Below are 24,101 nucleotides of genomic sequence, written 5' to 3'. Positions count from 1 at the left end.
ACGCAAAAAAAATCAAACAAAAAAATGTTTGCCAATAAAATTATAAACTGGTACCAAATAAACAAACGAGAGCTTCCGTGGAGAAATACCCAAAATCCATATTTTATTTGGCTTTCTGAAATAATACTTCAACAGACTCGGGTTGCACAGGGGCTTCCGTATTATAATAATTTTGTAGAAAAGTATCCAACAATTAAAAAAATGGCCGATGTAGATGAAGCCGAGGTGCTGAGAACCTGGCAAGGATTAGGCTATTACTCACGTGCACGTAATCTACATTTTACGGCAAAATATATTACAAATGAATTAAATGGTGAGTTTCCGAGCAATTTTAATGACCTACAAAAATTAAAAGGTATTGGAAGATACACCGCCGCAGCTATTGCTTCTTTTGCTTTTGATGAGCGTGTGCCCGTTGTAGATGGAAATGTAATGCGAGTATTAACTCGATTCTATGAGATAGCCGAACCCATAGATAAGCCTAAAACACAAAATACTATCTTTGAAATAGCTCAAGACTTAATTAGCAAAAAAAGTCCTGCTCTTTTTAACCAAGCTATTATGGAACTTGGAGCTACAATTTGCTCGCCTAAAAACCCAAACTGCTTAAGCTGCCCAATTGTAGAAAGCTGTGCAAGTTTTAAGAATAAATCGTGGGCAAATTTTCCTTTTAAGGCAGGTAAAACTAAAGTTACTCAGCGAGAAATATCTTATTTGGTACTTTATAACAAGGAAGGGGTATTTATGAAAGAACGACCGTTGGGTGATATTTGGTCAAAGCTTTATGATTTCCCGGAATTTAAGGTAAATGAGTTTGCAAGTATTGAAAACTTAATTCATGAATTAGGATTTACAAGTATTGGCAGCATAGAGAAGGTTCAGAAAAAACATATACTAAGTCATCAAAAGCTTAGTATTACTTTTTACAAAATTAAAATCGAAGAAGAAATGAAAGGAAATTTAGACGCTAGTTTTTACGATTATAGCCAAGTGTATGCAATACCCAAGCCGATCGTAATTTCTAACTATATTGATGAAAATCTTTAGTTTAGTTTTTTTCTATGGTAAGAATCTTAAACTCGGTGCGTCTGTTTCTCTGATGTTCGGCTTCTGTGCACTGTACTCCATCGCTACATTCGTTTAGAGGCTCGGTTTCACCTTTACCAATAGCCTTTATTCTTTGTTTTGATATTCCTTTAGACAAAATATACTTCTCCACTTCCTGAGCCCTCTTTTGAGACAATCTAAGATTATCCCAAGCGTTACCACGGGTATCTGTGTGAGAAGATATTTCTATGATCATATTCGGATACCTTTTCATGGTTGCAATTAGTTTATCCAAATCTCTTTTGGAATAATCGCGAAGTTTATATTGGTCTGAACTGTAGTAAATACTTTCAAGTTTTATTACATCACCAACTTTGTATAGTTTGGTATCAAAAAGATTTAATGAAAATGTAGGTTTTGTTTTTTTACCAAAAAGCGTTCTCTTAACCGCTTTTTCAATAATCTCGCTACTTGTTCCGAAGTCATCTTTAGTGGCCACAAGTTCGTAGTCGCAGTTGAGGTCTCTTCTAAATTCGTAGCTCCCGTCTTTTTTGGTATACATTTCTTGTACTTCGCCCGTACATTTATTGATAAACTTAACTTTTACGGCAGACATGGGCTCGTTATTTTCACCCCCAGTAATAACTCCTCTAAAAACGTTGGATGTATTATCAGTGGTGGTTCTTTTCTGAACCAAAACACGCTGTTTTTTAGGCTTACTTTCTTCTTCAGGCTCTTCTTTTGGAACCACAACTTCTTTTTTTAGATAAATTTCAATACGAGATGGCTCAAAATCGGAGGCATCGATATTTGAAAATTCTTCTTCTTGAAATATATAGCCGTCGCTTTCAAATTTAAATTTAAAAGACTGATCAGCTTCTAAACATAACTTAACCGTACCTGCAGCGTTAGTTGTAACATTTTCTACTGGCCCTTTACCCGATACCAGTTTATATTCGAATTTTACCTTTTCTATGGGCATTCTAGAATCTGCATCATTTACCGATACTATTAAGTCTCTACATCCATAAGCAGCCCCTATTCTTGTAAATTTATAAATATCGTCATCGGCACCTCCTCTTTTACGGTTACTACTAAAGTATCCCAAATTTCGGTTTGGGTCCGTTATTATTCCGAAGTCATCGTTATTGGAATTTAGAGGTGCACCCAAGTTTCTGATTTTACCAATAGAAGCTAAGGTTTTCACATCTACCTTACAATAGAACATATCTAACTCTCCTAAGCCAGGATGTCCATCGCTAGAGAAATACAAGCCATTTCCTTCGTCGATAAAGGGGAACATTTCATTTCCAATAGTATTAATGGTGCCACCTAGGTTTACTGGTTTTTGCCATTCTCCATTTACCAGCCTAGAAGCATAAATATCTGTACCGCCATAGCCTCCGGGCATATCTGATACAAAAAATAGAATATCGTCATTGAATGACATAGTAGGATGACCACAAGAGAATTCGTCACTATTGAAAGGCAGCTCTTTTATTTCACTCCAGTCTTTACCAGTTTTTATTGCAGAATAAATTTTCAGTCTTGTTACTCCTTCTTTTTTTTGTCCAAATATACCGCCACCACCGATTGCATTTCTGGTAAAAAGGATTCTTTCACCCGAATGGAAAAATGTACACGGACCTTCGTGATATTTTGAATTGAGGTTTTTGCTAAATTTTTTTACATCAATAATACTCTGTTCCTCATAATTTTTGGAACCATTGATGAGTTCACTCCCGGTATGGCCTATAGTATTGGCGTCATTTGGTGTGGGCGGCGTATAGTAATCCGAACCCAGTTTATCTGGGGCAGTCTTTGGTTTTGTGGCTCCAGAATTTTGCCCTCCTGAACCAATCGATGCGTTTGATTCTTCCTTTCCAAGGATTTTTAAATCTTCTAAATAATATAAATCTAGAAAAGTTGAATTATCCCATTTAAATACTCTTTTTACCGCATTGTTTTTGTTTCGGCTTGACACAAAAACCAAGCCATCTTTATAAAATGCAGGACTAAAATCAGGACTTGCCGTGTTTATGCCGACATATTCTATTCTATAACTGTTTGAATTTCTTGTGAGAGGTTCGAGGTTAGCATAAAGTTTAGAAAACTCAATCCCTCTTTTGTCTTGCTCTTGAAGCTCCGTGAATTTTTTCCAAACCTGTGCAGATTCTCCATGTTTTCCGTTTCCGCTCAAAACTTGAGCGTATCTTTTGTAAGCCTTTAAATCTTCTCCTTTTAAGGCTGGACTACTTTTAAGCACCTCATTGTAGTACTTTTCAGCATTATTATAATCTTTCACGAAAAAATAAGCTTCCGCTAAATTCAACTTTACCCTTTGAAGTTCTTCCTCTGATACTCCTTTAGTTTTTCTTAAAATGCCTTCATATATCTCGATAGTATTTACATAAGAATAGTTTTTAGAACTATTCTCTGCCTTTTTTATCTGCTTTGAAACATTTTGAGAAAATGCTACCGCCTGATAAAAAACACAAAAAAATATTATCGCTTTTTTTATTAGCATATTGAGATTTAGAGATATCAACTTAAACCGTTTTAGGTGCAAAAATCATGCCTTCCGGTTTGGAAATTAAAAATGCCGCCATTTATTAAACGGCGACATTTATTTTTTATTCCTGACAATTAACGAACTATAGTTATAAAGTTAGTTCTGACTTTACTTTGGCCTTTTACCTTAATAGAGTAGAAGTAAGTACCATCTGGAACACCTTCTGGCCCGAATCTCAATCCGGTATTAGATGTAGCATCCCACACAAGTTTCTGACCATTGGTAGTGGTAGCTCCTTTGTATTTCCACACTAAATGACCCCAACGGTTATACAATTCAAACATTTCAACTTCAATACCTTCTGGTACCGCAGCTTCAAGAACGTCGTTTTGTCCGTCATCATTTGGAGAGAAACCTTCTGGAATCATCACTTTATCTACTAGATCTTCGGTAACATCTTCTTTTCCAGGGATTTTAATAACCGTAGGGCTACTTAGATTTTTAACAATCTGCATTCCTGTGTTAGAAGAGTCTTTTACTGAGGCTGTACCGTATGAGCCGTATGCTACTGAGTTAGTAAAGTAAGGACCGTAGTTTTTCAGATACTTGATTTTTACTGTAAAGAATATCGAATCAGTTTTACCTACAGCCAATCTTGCCGAAGTATCTGCTTTGAGTATTCTAATGTCAGTTTTACCATCAAATGCTGTATTTACTACTAGTTTACTATTAGTTGACTTAGAAGGTGTTCCTACTATTTGATACTGAATAGAATCAGGGAAAGTAAGTTTCAAGTTATCTTCTAAGTATACTTTGTTCAGTTCTACTGTTCCTACGTTTTTGATCAAGGCAGTAAATGTTACACTGTAGGTAGTGGCATCTAACACACTCGAATCAGATATAAATAGTGAAGTTGCTATTGAAGCATTCAGCGAATCTGCACCAATTGAAACCACAGTAGGCTCACTATTATTGGTTGGATTACCGTCACCATCAGGGTCAGCATTTAATCCGCTAGTAGAAACATCTTTCACACTTCCATTTACACCAGCAGCTACTGAAGCTGAGTTGTAGAAGATTTTAGTGGCGGCGTTTGCTACGTCAATTTTTACAGAGAAACTAACTTTCAGTTTCTGACCTACTTTCAGGGTACTCAATGAGTCAACTAATAGGTCTGTGTTTGTTCCTTTACCTGTGTATTTGTTATTAACCACTAATCCGCTATCTGCTTTCACTTGGATTAAACTATCTAGTATCACAACTCCAGTTCCGAATGTTTTATCAAGGTCATCTTTAAGACTTACTTTCGTAAGGACTGACGATCCCATGTTAGAAACATATAGATTAAATGGAACCTCGTATCTGTTTTCAGATATTTTGGTGATAGTTCCAACTGTTTTACTTAAACCAATTAGCTCGCTCGTAGAGAAATCATTGATATTAAATGTGCTTGTATTGTTAGCTAAGACATTGTCAATCTGATCTACTTGATAAAGTTCAGCTTTGTTAGAGATTTTTCCTGCCGCAGTAACTTTGGCTTTGTATCTCACAATAACAGAATCTGATTTCTTCAGCGAATCGATATTCACCATGATAGCTCCGTTGCTAAATGTTGCATTGGTACTTACCGAATCGAAGGCTAATCCTGCAGGTAAGATGTCTCTTACTTTCAGACCTGTTGCCACGTTAGTGCTCAGGTTAGTGATTTTCAATTTGTAAGTTACTGTACTTCCTACTGGCACATTAACCGCATTAGCAGTTTTGTTAATTGCTACATCTACAAACTTGCTTGTATCTGGCTTGATGCCTCCAGTTCCACACGATTCAATTTTAACTTTAATCAACGTTGGGTTACTGTAACATCCTACCTGGCTTCTTTCGAATAGGTAATAATTACCTGCTGATGTCATTCCTGGTGATGTTATTAACGTTGAATTCGGAGAGTTCGAAACATGGAATTCAAAAGTGCCGTTGGTAGTAGCCGGCGTTCCTAACACTGCGTTGTTAAGATCTACCGTCTCAAATGGACATGTATTTTTGATCTCAGCAATTGCAGTTGGTTTAGCAACTGTGGCCCCTACTGTTATCTTCAATGTGTTTGAACTTTCACTTTCACACTTGCCCGAAGTTGATTTACACTTAGCTGTATAGTTAAATACACCTGCTGTAGTTGGAGTTACAGTCAGAACAGAACCAGTGGCTCCATTTGACCAAACTATTATTCCTGTACATCCTTGAGCTGTAAGTGTGGCAGCATCTCCAAGACAAATTGTATTTGCTCTACATGTAATGAATGGTTTTAAAGGCTGACCAACATTGATACATAAAGTATCTGAAGCTTCGCTCTTACAAGTTCCAATCGCACATGTTGCTGTGTATTTAGAAGTAGCCGTTGGTGTTACAGTGATTGTTTGACCAACCATTCCATTAGACCATTGTACTTCTCCATTACACTCGTATGCTTTCAATGCTACCGATTCACCCAGACAAATCAAGTCGCTGTTACAAGTCAGCAATGGTTTTTTCGGTGCATCAACTTTAATCACTATTGAGTTAGAAACTAAACTTGTACAAGAATCATTTTTACAGATTGCCGTATATGTTGAAGTAACTAAAGGCTTAACCGTGATTGTAAGTCCTGTTTTACCATTCGACCAAATTACATTTGCTAAACAATTTGTGGCGGTTAATGTAATATCAGTTGGTTCACAAACTTCCGTTTTCGATGCTGTGATTGTAGGTGCTATCAAGTTACATCCTGTAGTTCCACATCCCGTTGTTTTCAGTTCAATCACTATTGAATTAGACACTGGGCTAACTCCACATGTATTCGTACATGTAGCGGTGTATACTCCTGGAGTTTTAACGTAAATCGAAGCTCCGATATTATCATTACTCCATTTTACTGAACCTGAACATCCGTCTGTTGAAATCATTGCTGAGTCTCCTTGGCATATCTGCTTGTTAGCAGCTGTGATTATCAGTGCTGAAGGCAAGCCTCCAGTGGTTATTACAACTGGCTGTGAATCTAAACTAGTTCCACAATCATTTGTACATTTCACGGTGTATGTTCCTGTTGTTTTAACATAAATCATAGAACCAGTTTTACCATTACTCCATGTAAATGTTCCGCTACAAATGCCTCCTGTTAGTTTCACAGAATCAACTCCACAAAGACTTGTTTTGTTGGCTGTGATAGTTGGAGTAGAAGGACGACCACCGTTTTCAATTTTAATTGAATTAGATGAAGTACTTTCTCCACATGAGTTCACACATTTAGCAGTGTATGTTCCGGCTGCAACTTCTATCATTTCTCCAGTTAAACCATTACTCCACTTAACTGCTGTGTTACATCCTATTGCTACCAATTTAGCTTTTTCAGTTCCACAAACTGTAATTCTGTCTGTAGTAATAATTGGCGTATTAGGTGCTGAAACTTTATTGATTGTAATAACATTACTGTTATCGCTTTCACTACATGCGTTAGCACATGTGGCAGCATATTCACCTGCTTGACTTACTGTTATACTAGTTCCAGTTTGGTTGTTAGACCATTTCACTGTTCCCGTACAACCTGCAGCAGTCAAAGTAGCAGTTTCAGTTCCACAAACCTCAACCTTACTTGCTGTTATTACTGGTGGGGTTGGCACAGCTTTCTGTTTAACTTCAATACTATTTGAATTGATTGATGCTCCACAAGAATTGGTACAAGTAGCTGTATAAGTTCCTACTCCTACTTCTTTGGTAAGGCCTGTGCCGCCAATTGACCAAGTAATTGTTCCACCCGTACAACCTGTTGCTGTAAGCGTTGCTTTTTCAGTTCCACATATTTCAGTTTTATTAGCAGTAATGCTTGGTGCTGTTGGTACAACTCCAGTTCCTATTGTAACTGTACTCGAAGCTCCTGATGTTCCACAAGTAGTGGTACATGTTGCAGTATACGTTCCGGCTCCTACTTCTTTCGTAAGACCTGTTCCACCTGCTGACCATGTGATTGTTCCACCTGTACATCCAGTTGCTGTAAGTGTCGCCTTATCAGTTCCACAAACCTCTGTTTTATTAGAAGATATGCTTGGTGCTGTTGGTGCTACACCGTTTCCAATCGTTACTGAGTTAGACACTCCTGAAGTACCACAAATAGTAGTACAAGTAGCGGTATAGGTTCCGACACCAACTTCCTTGGTTAATCCAGTACCACCTGCTGACCAAGTGATTGTTCCACCGGTACATCCAGTTGCTGTAAGCGTTGCTTTCTCTGTTCCACATACTTCAGTTTTAGTTGAAGTAATGCTTGGGGCTGTTGGTACAACTCCATTTCCTATTGTAACAACATTCGAAGCTCCTGATGTTCCACAAGTAGTAGTACAAGTTGCCGTGTATGTTCCAGCTCCTACTTCTTTCGAAAGTCCAGTTCCACCGGCAGACCAAGTGATTGTACCACCTGTACAACCTGCTGCTGTAAGCGTTGCTTTCTCTGTTCCACAAACTACTGCTTTATTTGAAACAATAGTTGGTGCTAAAGGTGTAGTTACAGTTCCTATTGTTATAATATTAGAAGCTGCCGACGCTCCACAATTTAATGTACATGTTGCAGTGTAGGTTCCTGCTCCTACTTCTTTCGTAAGACCAGTTCCACCTGCCGACCATGTGATTGTTCCACCCGTACATCCAGTTGCTGTTAGTGTCGCCTTGTCAGTTCCACAAATCTCAGTTTTGTTAGTTGTAATCACTGGGGCTACTGGTGTAACTCCTGTAGTTATAGTAACAGAATTGGATGCATCCGATGTTCCACAGATAGTTGTACATGTTGCGGTGTAAGTTCCAGCTCCTACTTCTTTGGTAAGTCCAGTTCCACCAGCTGACCATGTAATCGTTCCTCCTGTACAATCAGTCGCTGTAAGTATTGCTTTTTCTGTACCACATATTTCAGTTTTATTGGCTGAAATTGACGGTTTAGATGGCTTACTTCCAACATCTACTTTAATAGAGTTAGACGAAGTACTTTCTCCACATGAGTTCACACATTTTGCAGTGTAAATTCCTGCTCCAACTTCAATCATCTCTCCTGTTAGGCCATTGCTCCATTTTACTGAAGTGTTACAACCGATTGCAACCAATTTCGCTTTCTCGGTTCCACAAACTGTTATTCTGTCTGTAGTTATGATTGGCGTATTTGGAATTGAAACTTTATTTATTGTTATAATATTACTATTATCACTCTCCCCACAAGCATTTGAGCAAGTTGCGGCATATTCACCCGCTTGACTTACAGAAATACTAGTACCAGTTTGGTTATTAGACCATTTAACTGTTCCTGTACATCCTGTGGCTGTCAAAGTAGCAGTTCCAGTTCCACAAATCTCAACTTTATTTGCGGTAATTACTGGAGGCGTAGGCAATGCATTTTGTTTAACCTCAATACTATTTGAGTTTATTGAAGTGCCACATGCAGTCGTACATGTTGCTGTGTATGTTCCGGCTCCTACTTCTTTCATAAGTCCTATTCCACCTGCTGACCATGTAATTGTTCCGCCTGTACATCCGGTTGCCGTAAGCGTTGCTTTCTCCGTTTCACATACTTCTGTTTTGTTAGAAGATATGCTTGGTGCTACTGGTGTTACTCCTGTTCCTATTGTGATAGTATTAGAAGCTCCTGATGTTCCACAAGTTGTCGTACATGTGGCTGTGTATGTTCCTGCTCCTACTTCTTTCGTAAGACCTGTTCCACCTGCTGACCATGTAATTGTTCCGCCTGTACATCCAGTTGCTGTAAGCGTTGCTTTCTCCGTTCCACATACTTCTGTTTTGTTAGATGATATGCTTGGTGCTACTGGTGTTACTCCTGTTCCTATTGTGATAGTGTTTGAAGCTCCTGATGTTCCACAAGTTGTCGTACATGTTGCTGTGTATGTTCCGGCTCCTACTTCTTTCGTAAGACCTGTTCCACCTGCTGACCATGTAATTGTTCCTCCTGTACATCCAGTTGCTGTTAACGTCGCCTTTTCTGTTCCACATACTTCTGTTTTGTTTGAAGATATGCTTGGTGCAGCTGGTTTCGCTCCAGTGTTGATTGTAAGGGTATTCGATGCATCTGATGTTCCACAAGTAGTCGTACATGTAGCAGTGTATGTTCCAGCTCCTACTTCTTTCGTAAGACCTGTTCCACCTGCTGACCATGTAATCGTTCCACCTGTACATCCTGTTGCTGTAAGCGTTGCTTTCTCTGTTCCACACACTTCTGTTTTATTTGAAGTAATGTTTGGTGCAGTTGGTTTCGCTCCAGTATTAATCGATACTGAGTTAGATGCTACCGATGTTCCACATGAAGTTGTACATGTTGCGGTGTATGTTCCGGCTCCTACTTCTTTCGTAAGTCCAGTTCCACCTGCTGACCATGTAATTGTTCCTCCTGTACATCCGGTTGCCGTAAGCGTTGCTTTCTCTGTTCCACATACTTCTGTTTTGTTAGAAGATATGCTTGGTGCTACTGGTGATGGACCTTTCTCGATTACTATACTGTTTGAGTTTCCTGATTTTCCACAGAAGTTCTCACAATATGCCGTATATGTTCCTTCGCCCACACTGATACTCGCTGTAGTTGCTCCAGTACTCCATTTAAGTGTTCCGGTTGCACATGCACTCGCTGTCAACGTTGCTTTGTCTGTGCCGCAGATTACCAATGGACCGCCCGTGATGGTTGGGGCTGTTGGCTTGCTTAACTTCTCTATCGTGATCGGTGTTGAGCTTTCACTTACGCCACAGCTTGTCGTACATTTTGCTGTGTAGTTACCCGATTCTTTTACTTTGATTATGGTTCCGGTCGCTCCTGTACTCCATGATATCGTTCCACCTACGCAACCTGTTGCGGTCAAGGTCGCTTCTTCTCCATCACAACAAATCGTGCGATCTGTACTGATTGAAGGTTTCGTTGGTGCTGGTAACAAGTCTACCTTCACTGAATTGGAAGCTTCTGATGTTCCACAGATTGTCGTACATGTTGCCGTGTATGTTCCTGCTCCTACTTCTTTCGTAAGACCTGTTCCACCTGCTGACCATGTAATTGTTCCACCTGTACATCCGGTTGCTGTTAACGTCGCCTTATCTGTTCCACATACTTCTGTTTTGTTTGAAGATATGCTTGGTGCAGCTGGTTTCGCTCCAGTGTTGATTGTAAGGGTATTCGATGCATCTGATGTTCCACAAGTAGTCGTACATCTAGCGGTGTATGTTCCGGCTCCTACTTCTTTCGTAAGTCCTGTTCCACCTGCTGACCATGTAATCGTTCCTCCTGTACATCCCGTTGCGGTTAACGTCGCCTTTTCTGTTCCACACACTTCTGTTTTATTTGAAGTAATGTTTGGTGCAGTTGGTTTCGCTCCAGTATTAATCGATACTGAGTTAGATGCTACCGATGTTCCACAAGTAGTGGTACATGTTGCGGTGTATGTTCCGGCTCCTACTTCTTTCGTAAGTCCAGTTCCACCTGCTGACCATGTAATTGTTCCTCCTGTACATCCGGTTGCCGTAAGCGTTGCTTTCTCTGTTCCACATACTTCTGTTTTGTTAGAAGATATGCTTGGTGCTACTGGTGATGGACCTTTCTCGATTACTATACTGTTTGAGTTTCCTGATTTTCCACAGAAGTTCTCACAATATGCGGTATATGTTCCTTCGCCTACACTGATACTCGCTGTGGTTGCTCCAGTACTCCATTTAAGTGTTCCGGTTGCACATGCACTCGCTGTCAACGTTGCTTTGTCTGTGCCGCAGATTACCAATGGACCGCCCGTGATGGTTGGTGCTGTTGGCTTGTTTAACTTCTCTATCGTGATCGGTGTTGAGCTTTCACTTACGCCACAGCTTGTCGTACATTTTGCTGTGTAGTTACCCGATTCTTTTACTTTGATTATGTTTCCGGTAGCTCCTGTACTCCATGATATCGTTCCACCTACGCAACCTGTTGCGGTCAAGGTCGCTTCTTCTCCATCACAACAAATCGTGCGATCTGTACTGATTGAAGGTTTCGTTGGTGCTGGTAACAAGTCTACCTTCACTGAATTAGAAGCATCTGATGTTCCACAGATTGTCGTACATGTTGCAGTGTATGTTCCTGCTCCTACTTCTTTCGTAAGACCTGTTCCACCTGCTGACCATGTAATTGTTCCACCTGTACATCCAGTTGCTGTTAACGTCGCCTTTTCTGTTCCACATACTTCTGTTTTGTTTGAAGATATGCTTGGTGCAGCTGGTTTCGCTCCAGTGTTGATTGTAAGGGTATTCGATGCATCTGATGTTCCACAAGTAGTTGTACATGTAGCTGTGTATGTTCCAGCTCCTACTTCTTTCGTAAGTCCTGTTCCACCTGCTGACCATGTAATCGTTCCTCCTGTACATCCGGTTGCCGTAAGCGTTGCTTTCTCTGTTCCACATACTTCTGTTTTATTTGAAGTAATGCTTGGTGCAGTTGGTTTCGCTCCAGTATTAATCGATACTGAGTTAGATGCTACCGATGTTCCACATGAAGTTGTACATGTTGCGGTGTATGTTCCGGCTCCTACTTCTTTCGTAAGTCCAGTTCCACCTGCTGACCATGTAATTGTTCCTCCTGTACATCCGGTTGCCGTAAGCGTTGCTTTCTCTGTTCCACATACTTCTGTTTTGTTAGAAGATATGCTTGGTGCTACTGGTGATGGACCTTTCTCGATTACTATACTGTTTGAGTTTCCTGATTTTCCACAGAAGTTCTCACAATATGCGGTATATGTTCCTTCGCCCACACTGATACTCGCTGTAGTTGCTCCAGTACTCCATTTAAGTGTTCCGGTTGCACATGCACTTGCTGTCAACGTTGCTTTGTCTGTGCCGCAGATTACCAATGGACCGCCCGTGATGGTTGGTGCTGTTGGCTTGCTTAACTTCTCTATCGTGATCGGTGTTGAGCTTTCACTTACGCCACAGCTAGTGGTACATTTTGCTGTGTAGTTACCCGATTCTTTTACTTTGATTATGGTTCCTGTCGCTCCAGTACTCCATGATATCGTTCCTCCTACGCAACCTGTTGCGGTCAAGGTCGCTTCTTCTCCATCACAACAGATCGTGCGATCTGTACTGATTGAAGGTTTCGTTGGTGCTGGCAACAAGTCTACCTTCACTGAATTGGAAGCTTCTGATGTTCCACAGATTGTCGTACATGTTGCAGTGTATGTTCCTGCTCCTACTTCTTTCGTAAGACCTGTTCCACCTGCTGACCATGTAATTGTTCCGCCTGTACATCCGGTTGCTGTTAACGTCGCCTTATCTGTTCCACATACTTCTGTTTTGTTTGAAGATATGCTTGGTGCAGCTGGTTTCGCTCCAGTGTTGATTGTAAGGGTATTCGATGCATCTGATGTTCCACAAGTAGTTGTACATGTAGCTGTGTATGTTCCAGCTCCTACTTCTTTCGTAAGTCCTGTTCCATCTGCTGACCATGTAATCGTTCCTCCTGTACATCCAGTTGCGGTTAACGTCGCCTTTTCTGTTCCACACACTTCTGTTTTATTTGAAGTAATGTTTGGTGCAGTTGGTTTCGCTCCAGTATTAATCGATACTGAGTTAGATGCTACCGATGTTCCACAAGTAGTGGTACATGTTGCGGTGTATGTTCCGGCTCCTACTTCTTTCGTAAGTCCAGTTCCACCTGCTGACCATGTAATTGTTCCTCCTGTACATCCGGTCGCCGTAAGCGTTGCTTTCTCTGTTCCACATACTTCTGTTTTATTAGAAGATATGCTTGGTGCTACTGGTGATGGACCTTTCTCGATTACTATACTGTTTGAGTTTCCTGATTTTCCACAGAAGTTCTCACAATATGCCGTATATGTTCCTTCGCCCACACTGATACTCGCTGTAGTTGCTCCAGTACTCCATTTAAGTGTTCCGGTTGCACATGCACTTGCTGTCAACGTTGCTTTGTCTGTGCCGCAGATTACCAATGGACCGCCCGTGATGGTTGGTGCTGTTGGCTTGCTTAACTTCTCTATCGTGATCGGTGTTGAGCTTTCACTTACGCCACAGCTAGTGGTACATTTTGCTGTGTAGTTACCCGATTCTTTTACTTTGATTATGGTTCCTGTCGCTCCAGTACTCCATGATATCGTTCCTCCTACGCAACCTGTTGCGGTCAAGGTCGCTTCTTCTCCATCACAACAGATCGTGCGATCTGTACTGATTGAAGGTTTCGTTGGTGCTGGCAACAAGTCTACCTTCACTGAATTGGAAGCTTCTGATGTTCCACAGATTGTCGTACATGTTGCAGTGTATGTTCCTGCTCCTACTTCTTTCGTAAGACCTGTTCCACCTGCTGACCATGTAATTGTTCCACCTGTACATCCAGTTGCTGTTAACGTCGCCTTTTCTGTTCCACATACTTCTGTTTTGTTTGAAGATATGCTTGGTGCAGCTGGTTTCGCTCCAGTGTTGATTGTAAGGGTATTCGATGCATCTGATGTTCCACAAGTAGTTGTACATGTAGCTGTGTATGTTCCAGCTCCTACTTCTTTCGTAAGTCCTGTTCCACCTGCTGACCATGTAATCGTTCCTCCTGTACATCCGGTTGCCGTAAGCGTTGCTTTCTCTGTTCCACATACTTCTGTTTTATTCGAAGTAATGCTTGGTGCAGTTGGTTTCGCTCCAGTATTAATCGATACTGAGTTAGATGCTACCGATGTTCCACATGAAGTTGTACATGTTGCGGTGTATGTTCCGGCTCCTACTTCTTTCGTAAGTCCAGTTCCACCTGCTGACCATGTAATTGTTCCTCCTGTACATCCGGTCGCCGTAAGCGTTGCTTTCTCTGTTCCACATACTTCTGTTTTATTAGAAGATATGCTTGGTGCTACTGGTGATGGACCTTTCTCGATTACTATACTGTTTGAGTTTCCTGATTTTCCACAGAAGTTCTCACAATATGCCGTATATGTTCCTTCGCCTACACTGATACTCGCTGTAGTTGCTCCAGTACTCCATTTTAGTGTTCCGGTTGCACATGCACTTGCTGTCAACGTTGCTTTGTCTGTGCCGCAGATTACCAATGGACCGCCCGTGATGGTTGGTGCTGTTGGCTTGTTTAACTTCTCTATCGTGATTGGTGTTGAGCTTTCACTTACGCCACAGCTTGTCGTACATTTTGCTGTGTAGTTACCCGATTCTTTTACTTTGATTATGTTTCCGGTAGCTCCTGTACTCCATGATATCGTTCCACCTACGCAACCTGTTGCGGTCAAGGTCGCTTCTTCTCCATCACAACAAATCGTGCGATCTGTACTGATTGAAGGTTTCGTTGGTGCTGGTAACAAGTCTACCTTCACTGAATTGGAAGCTTCTGATGTTCCACAGATTGTCGTACATGTTGCCGTGTATGTTCCTGCTCCTACTTCTTTCGTAAGACCTGTTCCACCTGCTGACCATGTAATTGTTCCACCTGTACATCCGGTTGCTGTTAACGTCGCCTTATCTGTTCCACATACTTCTGTTTTGTTTGAAGATATGCTTGGTGCAGCTGGTTTCGCTCCAGTGTTGATTGTAAGGGTATTCGATGCATCTGATGTTCCACAAGTAGTCGTACATCTAGCGGTGTATGTTCCGGCTCCTACTTCTTTCGTAAGTCCTGTTCCACCTGCTGACCATGTAATCGTTCCTCCTGTACATCCCGTTGCGGTTAACGTCGCCTTTTCTGTTCCACACACTTCTGTTTTATTTGAAGTAATGTTTGGTGCAGTTGGTTTCGCTCCAGTATTAATCGATACTGAGTTAGATGCTACCGATGTTCCACAAGTAGTGGTACATGTTGCGGTGTATGTTCCGGCTCCTACTTCTTTCGTAAGTCCAGTTCCACCTGCTGACCATGTAATTGTTCCTCCTGTACATCCGGTTGCCGTAAGCGTTGCTTTCTCTGTTCCACATACTTCTGTTTTGTTAGAAGATATGCTTGGTGCTACTGGTGATGGACCTTTCTCGATTACTATACTGTTTGAGTTTCCTGATTTTCCACAGAAGTTCTCACAATATGCGGTATATGTTCCTTCGCCTACACTGATACTCGCTGTGGTTGCTCCAGTACTCCATTTAAGTGTTCCGGTTGCACATGCACTCGCTGTCAACGTTGCTTTGTCTGTGCCGCAGATTACCAATGGACCGCCCGTGATGGTTGGTGCTGTTGGCTTGTTTAACTTCTCTATCGTGATCGGTGTTGAGCTTTCACTTACGCCACAGCTTGTCGTACATTTTGCTGTGTAGTTACCCGATTCTTTTACTTTGATTATGTTTCCGGTAGCTCCTGTACTCCATGATATCGTTCCACCTACGCAACCTGTTGCGGTCAAGGTCGCTTCTTCTCCATCACAACAAATCGTGCGATCTGTACTGATTGAAGGTTTCGTTGGTGCTGGTAACAAGTCTACCTTCACTGAATTAGAAGCATCTGATGTTCCACAGATTGTCGTACATGTTGCAGTGTATGTTCCTGCTCCTACTTCTTTCGTAAGACCTGTTCCACCTGCTGACCATGTAATTGTTCCACCTGTACATCCAGTTGCTGTTAACGTCGCCTTTTCTGTTCCACATACTTCTGTTTTGTTTGAAGATATGCTTGGTGCAGCTGGTTTCGCTCCAGTGTTGATTGTAAGGGTATTCGATGCATCTGATGTTCCACAAGTAGTTGTACATGTAGCTGTGTATGTTCCAGCTCCTACTTCTTTCGTAAGTCCTGTTCCACCTGCTGACCATGTAATCGTTCCTCCTGTACATCCGGTTGCCGTAAGCGTTGCTTTCTCTGTTCCACATACTTCTGTTTTATTCGAAGTAATGCTTGGTGCAGTTGGTTTCGCTCCAGTATTAATCGATACTGAGTTAGATGCTACCGATGTTCCACATGAAGTTGTACATGTTGCGGTGTATGTTCCGGCTCCTACTTCTTTCGTAAGTCCAGTTCCACCTGCTGACCATGTAATTGTTCCTCCTGTACATCCGGTTGCCGTAAGCGTTGCTTTCTCTGTTCCACATACTTCTGTTTTGTTAGAAGATATGCTTGGTGCTACTGGTGATGGACCTTTCTCGATTACTATACTGTTTGAGTTTCCTGATTTTCCACAGAAGTTCTCACAATATGCGGTATATGTTCCTTCGCCCACACTGATACTCGCTGTAGTTGCTCCAGTACTCCATTTAAGTGTTCCGGTTGCACATGCACTTGCTGTCAACGTTGCTTTGTCTGTGCCGCAGATTACCAATGGACCGCCCGTGATGGTTGGTGCTGTTGGCTTGCTTAACTTCTCTATCGTGATCGGTGTTGAGCTTTCACTTACGCCACAGCTAGTGGTACATTTTGCTGTGTAGTTACCCGATTCTTTTACTTTGATTATGGTTCCTGTCGCTCCAGTACTCCATGATATCGTTCCTCCTACGCAACCTGTTGCGGTCAAGGTCGCTTCTTCTCCATCACAACAAATCGTGCGATCTGTATCCACAACTGGCTTTGTTGGTAAACTCAATTTTTCAATAATAATTGAATTACTAGAAGTACTTGTACCGCAGTCTGTTTTACAAGTTGCTGAGTAACTACCCGCATCTGTAACAAATATTATATTTCCAGTTTCGCCATTGCTCCAGTTAATTATTCCTGAACAATTACTAGCTGTTAATTTAGCTTTTGCGTCACCACAAATTAATTTATTATCTACTACTATAGTTGGAGGGGTTGGATCAACACCTTTTGTTATTGTAATAGAGATTGAACTAGCACTTTCTCCACAAATTGTTTTACATTTTGCAGAATATGTACCTTCACCAACTGAAATTGATGTTCCGGATAATCCATTGCTCCAAATGATACTTCCATTACAAACTGCCGTAATAGTTGCTTTTTCATTTCCACAAACAATAGTTTTACCTGCTGTAAGTGTAGGAACTGTAGGTGTTACACCTGTTTCAATTTCAATAAGGTTGGAAGCATTACTTTCTCCACAAGAATTTGAACAAGTCACTGTGTAATTTCCTGCTTTAGTAACTTTTATTATTGCCGTAGTCTCACCAGTGTTCCATTTTAAAGTTCCAGTGCAACCCGTTGCCGTTAGAGTGGCGGTTTCACCATCACAACAAATTGTTCTATCTGTTGTGATTTTTGGTGCGGTTGGAATAGAACCTTTTATGACCGTTATTGAATTTGACACTGGGCTAGTACAACCATTAGCTGTACAAGTAGCACTGTATATTCCTTCTTGAGAAACAATTAGCGTCGCTCCTGTTGCATTTGTTGACCATTTAACTATTCCCGTACATCCTTCTGCTACCAACTTAACTGTACCTTTTTCACAAATTGAATTAGGACCATCTATTTTTATAGATGGAGGTGTTGGCAATTCTTTAACATCTAAAGTGACTTTTCCGGAAACTGAACAACCGTTTAAAGTAACAGTTATTACATAATCTCCTTCGTTTATCTGCTTTAGATTAGAAACAGAAACAATTCTTGTATTTCCTACAAAATTGTTAGGTCCAACCCACTTATAAGTAGCTCCAACTCCATAGTCCGGAGCTGTCAATGTTAACTCTTCAGTTTCACAAAGCGTAGAATTTGTACTTATGATATCATTTAATTTTCTAACCTCAACATACGTTGTGGCTGTTCCTTTACATCCTTTCGTATCAGTAACTGTAACTGAATAAGTACCAGTTTGAGTTGTAGATGCATTTGATAATTCAGGGTTTTGAATAGATGAAATAAACCCAGCAGGTCCAGTCCAAGAATAAATTGAACCACCAGATGCATTAAGTTTAATTATCTCTCCATTACATACTGGGCTGTTGCTTGTAGCAGTTGCTACCAATTTAGCAGGTTCAGAAATTGTAATGTTTTTCAATTCATATTTACAATTATTAGCATCTAATACAACAACCGAATAAGTGCCAGCAGGAAGTGCCGTAATTGTTTTGGTATTTTTACCATTACTCCAATTATAAGAATATGGTGCAATACCTCCTACTGGATTGACAGTTATACTTCCATCAGTCCCGCCATTACAAGTTACATCAACAGTCGTTGAATTTGCTTCTAATTTTAGTGGTTGAATTACTTCTACCGTTGCCGTTACTGTACATTGTTTCGCATCCTTAACCGTAACTGTATATGTGCCTGCTCCTAAGCCTGTGGCTGTTGCAGTCGTTTGTACAGGGCTCGTGCTCCATGCATAGGTGAAGCTTCCGTTTCCTTCTTGTGCCGTTACTGTCGCCGTTCCGTTTTTCTCTCCAAAACATGCTACTGGTGTTGCTACTGCTGTTGCAGTCAATTGCTTAGGTTGAATTACTTCTACCGTTGCCGTTACTGTACATTGTTTTGCATCCTTAACCGTAACTGTATACGTCCCTGCTCCTAAGCCTGTGGTTGTTGCAGTCGTTTGGACTGGGATCGTGCTCCATGCATAGGTGAAGCTTCCGTTTCCTTCTTGTGCTGTTACTGTCGCCGTTCCGTTTTTCTCTCCAAAACATGCTACTGGTGTTGCTACTGCTGTTGCAGTCAATTGCTTAGGTTGAATTACTTCTACCGTTGCCGTTACTGTACATTGTTTTGCATCCTTAACCGTAACTGTATACGTCCCTGCTCCTAAGCCTGTGGTTGTTGCAGTCGTTTGGACTGGGATCGTGCTCCATGCATAGGTGAAGCTTCCGTTTCCTTCTTGTGCTGTTACTGTCGCCGTTCCGTTTTTCTCTCCAAAACATGCTACTGGTGTTGCTACTGCTGTTGCAGTTAATTGCTTAGGCTGAATTACTTCTACCGTTGCCGTTACTGTACATTGTTTTGCATCCTTAACCGTAACTGTATACGTCCCTGCTCCTAAGCCTGTGGCTGTTGCAGTCGTTTGTACTGGGATCGTGCTCCATGCATAGGTGAAGCTTCCGTTTCCTTCTTGTGCCGTTACTGTTGCTGTTCCGTTTTTCTCTCCGAAACATGCTACTGGTGTCGCTACCGCTGTTGCAGTTAATTGCTTAGGTTGAATTACTTCTACCGTAGCCGTTACTGTACATTGTTTTGCATCCTTAACCGTAACTGTATATGTACCTGCTCCTAAGCCTGTGGCTGTTGCAGTCGTTTGTACTGGGATGGTGCTCCATGCATAGGTGAAGCTTCCGTTTCCTTCTTGTGCCGTTACTGTCGCTGTTCCGTTTTTCTCTCCGAAACATGCTACTGGTGTTGCCACCGCTGTTGCAGTCAATTGCTTAGGTTGAATTACTTCTACCGTTGCTGTTACTGTACATTGTTTTGCATCTTTAACCGTAACTGTATATGTCCCTGCTCCTAAGCCTGTGGCTGTTGCAGTCGTTTGTACTGGGACCGTGCTCCATGCATAGGTGAAGTTTCCGTTTCCTTCTAGTGCCGTTACTGTCGCTGTTCCGTTTTTCTCTCCGAAACATGCTACTGGTGTTGCTACTGCTGTTGCAGTCAATTGCTTAGGTTGAATTACTTCTACCGTTGCTGTTACTGTACATTGTTTTGCATCTTTAACCGTAACTGTATATGTGCCTGCTCCTAAGCCTGTTGCTGTTGCAGTCGTTTGTACTGGGATCGTGCTCCATGCATAGGTGAAGCTTCCGTTTCCTTCTTGTGCCGTTACTGTCGCCGTTCCGTTTTTCTCTCCGAAACATGCTACTGGTGTCGCTACCGCTGTTGCAGTTAATTGCTTAGGTTGAATTACTTCTACCGTTGCTGTTACTGTACATTGTTTTGCATCTTTAACCGTAACTGTATATGTCCCTGCTCCTAAGCCTGTGGCTGTTGCAGTCGTTTGTACTGGGACCGTGCTCCATGCATAGGTGAAGTTTCCGTTTCCTTCTAGTGCCGTTACTGTCGCTGTTCCGTTTTTCTCTCCGAAACATGCTACTGGTGTTGCTACTGCTGTTGCAGTCAATTGCTTAGGTTGAATTACTTCTACCGTTGCTGTTACTGTACATTGTTTTGCATCTTTAACCGTAACTGTATATGTGCCTGCTCCTAAGCCTGTTGCTGTTGCAGTCGTTTGTACTGGGATCGTGCTCCATGCATAGGTGAAGCTTCCGTTTCCTTCTTGTGCCGTTACTGTCGCCGTTCCGTTTTTCTCTCCGAAACATGCTACTGGTGTCGCTACTGCTGTTGCAGTCAATTGCTTAGGTTGAATTACTTCTACCGTTGCTGTTACTGTACATTGTTTTGCATCCTTAACCGTAACTGTATACGTCCCTGCTCCTAAGCCTGTGGCTGTTGCAGTCGTTTGTACTGGGATCGTGCTCCATGCATAGGTAAATGTTCCGTTTCCTTCTTCTGCCGTTACTGTCGCTGTTCCGTTTTTCTCTCCGAAACATGCTACTGGTGTTGCCACCGCTGTTGCAGTCAATTGCTTAGGTTGAATTACTTCTACCGTTGCCGTTACTGTACATTGTTTTGCATCCTTAACCGTAACTGTATATGTGCCTGCTCCTAAGCCTGTGGCTGTTGCAGTCGTTTGTACTGGGCTTGTGCTCCATGCGTATGTAAATGTTCCGTTTCCTTCTAGTGCTGTTACTGTTGCTGTTCCGTTCTTCTCTCCGAAACATGCTACTGGGGTTGCAGTTGCTGTTGCAGTCAATACTTTTGGCTGAATTACTTCAACTGTAGCGGTTACTGTACATTGTTTTGCATCCTTAACCGTAACTGTATATGTGCCTGCTCCTAAGCCTGTGGCTGTTGCAGTCGTTTGTACAGGGCTCGTGCTCCATGCATAGGTGAAGCTTCCGTTTCCTTCTTGTGCCGTTACTGTCGCCGTTCCGTTTTTCTCTCCGAAACATGCTACTGGTGTCGCTACCGCTGTTGCAGTTAATTGCTTAGGTTGAATTACTTCTACCGTTGCCGTTACTGTACATTGTTTCGCATCCTTTACCGTAACTGTATACGTCCCTGCTCCTAAGCCTGTGGCTGTTGCAGTCGTTTGGACTGGGATCGTGCTCCATGCATAGGTGAAGCTTCCGTTTCCTTCTTGTGCTGTTACTGTCGCCGTTCCGTTTTTCTCTCCAAAACATGCTACTGGTGTTGCTACTGCTGTTGCAGTCAATTGCTTAGGTTGAATTACTTCTACCGTTGCCGTTACTGTACATTGTTTTGCATCCTTAACCGTAACTGTATACGTCCCTGCTCCTAAGCCTGTGGCTGTTGCAGTCGTTTGGACTGGGATCGTGCTCCATGCATAGGTGAAGCTTCCGTTTCCTTCTTGTGCTGTTACTGTCGCCGTTCCGTTTTTCTCTCCAAAACATGCTACTGGTGTTGCTACTGCTGTTGCAGTTAATTGCTTAGGCTGAATTACTTCTACCGTTGCCGTTACTGTACATTGTTTTGCATCCTTAACCGTAACTGTATACGTCCCTGCTCCTAAGCCTGTGGCTGTTGCAGTCGTTTGTACTGGGACCGTGCTCCATGCATAGGTGAAGTTTCCGTTTCCTTCTAGTGCCGTTACTGTCGCTGTTCCGTTTTTCTCTCCGAAACATGCTACTGGTGTTGCTACTGCTGTTGCAGTCAATTGCTTAGGTTGAATTACTTCTACCGTTGCTGTTACTGTACATTGTTTTGCATCTTTAACCGTAACTGTATATGTGCCTGCTCCTAAGCCTGTTGCTGTTGCAGTCGTTTGTACTGGGATCGTGCTCCATGCATAGGTGAAGCTTCCGTTTCCTTCTTGTGCCGTTACTGTCGCCGTTCCGTTTTTCTCTCCGAAACATGCTACTGGTGTCGCTACTGCTGTTGCAGTCAATTGCTTAGGTTGAATTACTTCTACCGTTGCTGTTACTGTACATTGTTTTGCATCCTTAACCGTAACTGTATACGTCCCTGCTCCTAAGCCTGTGGCTGTTGCAGTCGTTTGTACTGGGATCGTGCTCCATGCATAGGTAAATGTTCCGTTTCCTTCTTCTGCCGTTACTGTCGCTGTTCCGTTTTTCTCTCCGAAACATGCTACTGGTGTTGCCACCGCTGTTGCAGTCAATTGCTTAGGTTGAATTACTTCTACCGTTGCCGTTACTGTACATTGTTTTGCATCCTTAACCGTAACTGTATATGTGCCTGCTCCTAAGCCTGTGGCTGTTGCAGTCGTTTGTACTGGGCTTGTGCTCCATGCGTATGTAAATGTTCCGTTTCCTTCTAGTGCTGTTACTGTTGCTGTTCCGTTCTTCTCTCCGAAACATGCTACTGGGGTTGCAGTTGCTGTTGCAGTCAATACTTTTGGCTGAATTACTTCAACTGTAGCGGTTACTGTACATTGTTTTGCATCCTTAACCGTAACTGTATATGTGCCTGCTCCTAAGCCTGTGGCTGTTGCAGTCGTTTGTACAGGGCTCGTGCTCCATGCATAGGTGAAGCTTCCGTTTCCTTCTTGTGCCGTTACTGTCGCCGTTCCGTTTTTCTCTCCGAAACATGCTACTGGTGTCGCTACCGCTGTTGCAGTTAATTGCTTAGGTTGAATTACTTCTACCGTTGCCGTTACTGTACATTGTTTCGCATCCTTTACCGTAACTGTATACGTCCCTGCTCCTAAGCCTGTGGCTGTTGCAGTCGTTTGGACTGGGATCGTGCTCCATGCATAGGTGAAGCTTCCGTTTCCTTCTTGTGCTGTTACTGTCGCCGTTCCGTTTTTCTCTCCAAAACATGCTACTGGTGTTGCTACTGCTGTTGCAGTCAATTGCTTAGGTTGAATTACTTCTACCGTTGCCGTTACTGTACATTGTTTTGCATCCTTAACCGTAACTGTATACGTCCCTGCTCCTAAGCCTGTGGCTGTTGCAGTCGTTTGGACTGGGATCGTGCTCCATGCATAGGTGAAGCTTCCGTTTCCTTCTTGTGCTGTTACTGTCGCCGTTCCGTTTTTCTCTCCGAAACATGCTACTGGTGTTGCTACTGCTGTTGCAGTTAATTGCTTAGGCTGAATTACTTCTACCGTTGCCGTTACTGTACATTGTTTTGCATCCTTAACCGTAACTGTATACGTCCCTGCTCCTAAGCCTGTGGCTGTTGCAGTCGTTTGTACTGGGATCGTGCTCCATGCATAGGTGAAGCTTCCGTTTCCTTCTTGTGCTGTTACTGTCGCCGTTCCGTTTTTCTCTCCAAAACATGCTACTGGTGTTGCTACTGCTGTTGCAGTCAATTGCTTAGGTTGAATTACTTCTACCGTTGCCGTTACTGTACATTGTTTTGCATCCTTAACCGTAACTGTATACGTCCCTGCTCCTAAGCCTGTGGCTGTTGCAGTCGTTTGGACTGGGATCGTGCTCCATGCATAGGTGAAGCTTCCGTTTCCTTCTTGTGCTGTTACTGTCGCCGTTCCGTTTTTCTCTCCAAAACATGCTACTGGTGTTGCTACTGCTGTTGCAGTTAATTGCTTAGGCTGAATTACTTCTACCGTTGCCGTTACTGTACATTGTTTTGCATCCTTAACCGTAACTGTATACGTCCCTGCTCCTAAGCCTGTGGCTGTTGCAGTCGTTTGTACTGGGATCGTGCTCCATGCATAGG

Annotated in this window: 3 protein-coding genes (1 of these 3 only partly in view); 1 reads left to right on the top strand and 2 read right to left on the bottom strand. The window is 42.2% G+C overall.

Translation table 11 applies throughout. The features are described 5' to 3' along the window. Positions 1 to 24: 24 nt before the first annotated feature. Complete coding sequence (mutY, locus tag ACFOOI_RS19925; RefSeq protein ID WP_379839848.1) at positions 25 to 1,047, top strand: A/G-specific adenine glycosylase; 1,023 nt, start codon at positions 25 to 27, stop codon at positions 1,045 to 1,047. A gap of 1 nt (position 1,048) precedes the next feature. Here mutY and ACFOOI_RS19920 read toward each other — a convergent pair whose 3' ends face one another. Together ACFOOI_RS19920 and ACFOOI_RS19915 are read right to left on the bottom strand one after the other, a co-directional pair. Beyond that, positions 1,049 to 3,574 (bottom strand): OmpA family protein, encoded by a 2,526-nt coding sequence (locus ACFOOI_RS19920; RefSeq protein ID WP_379839847.1) that lies wholly within the window; start codon positions 3,572 to 3,574, stop codon positions 1,049 to 1,051. Between the two features lie 119 nt (positions 3,575 to 3,693). Beyond that, a protein-coding gene (locus ACFOOI_RS19915) for an SdrD B-like domain-containing protein (protein ID WP_379839846.1) crosses the window boundary here: on the bottom strand, positions 3,694 to 24,101 show its 3' portion. 17,029 nt of this gene lie beyond the right edge of the window; the window shows 20,408 of its 37,437 coding nt (coding positions 17,030-37,437); its start codon lies beyond the right edge, outside the window; its stop codon occupies positions 3,694 to 3,696.

The sequence above is a fragment of the Lacihabitans lacunae genome, assembly GCF_042649125.1.
Taxonomy (GTDB): domain Bacteria; phylum Bacteroidota; class Bacteroidia; order Cytophagales; family Spirosomataceae; genus Leadbetterella; species Leadbetterella lacunae.
This window is presented reverse-complemented; position numbering and strand designations above follow the sequence as displayed.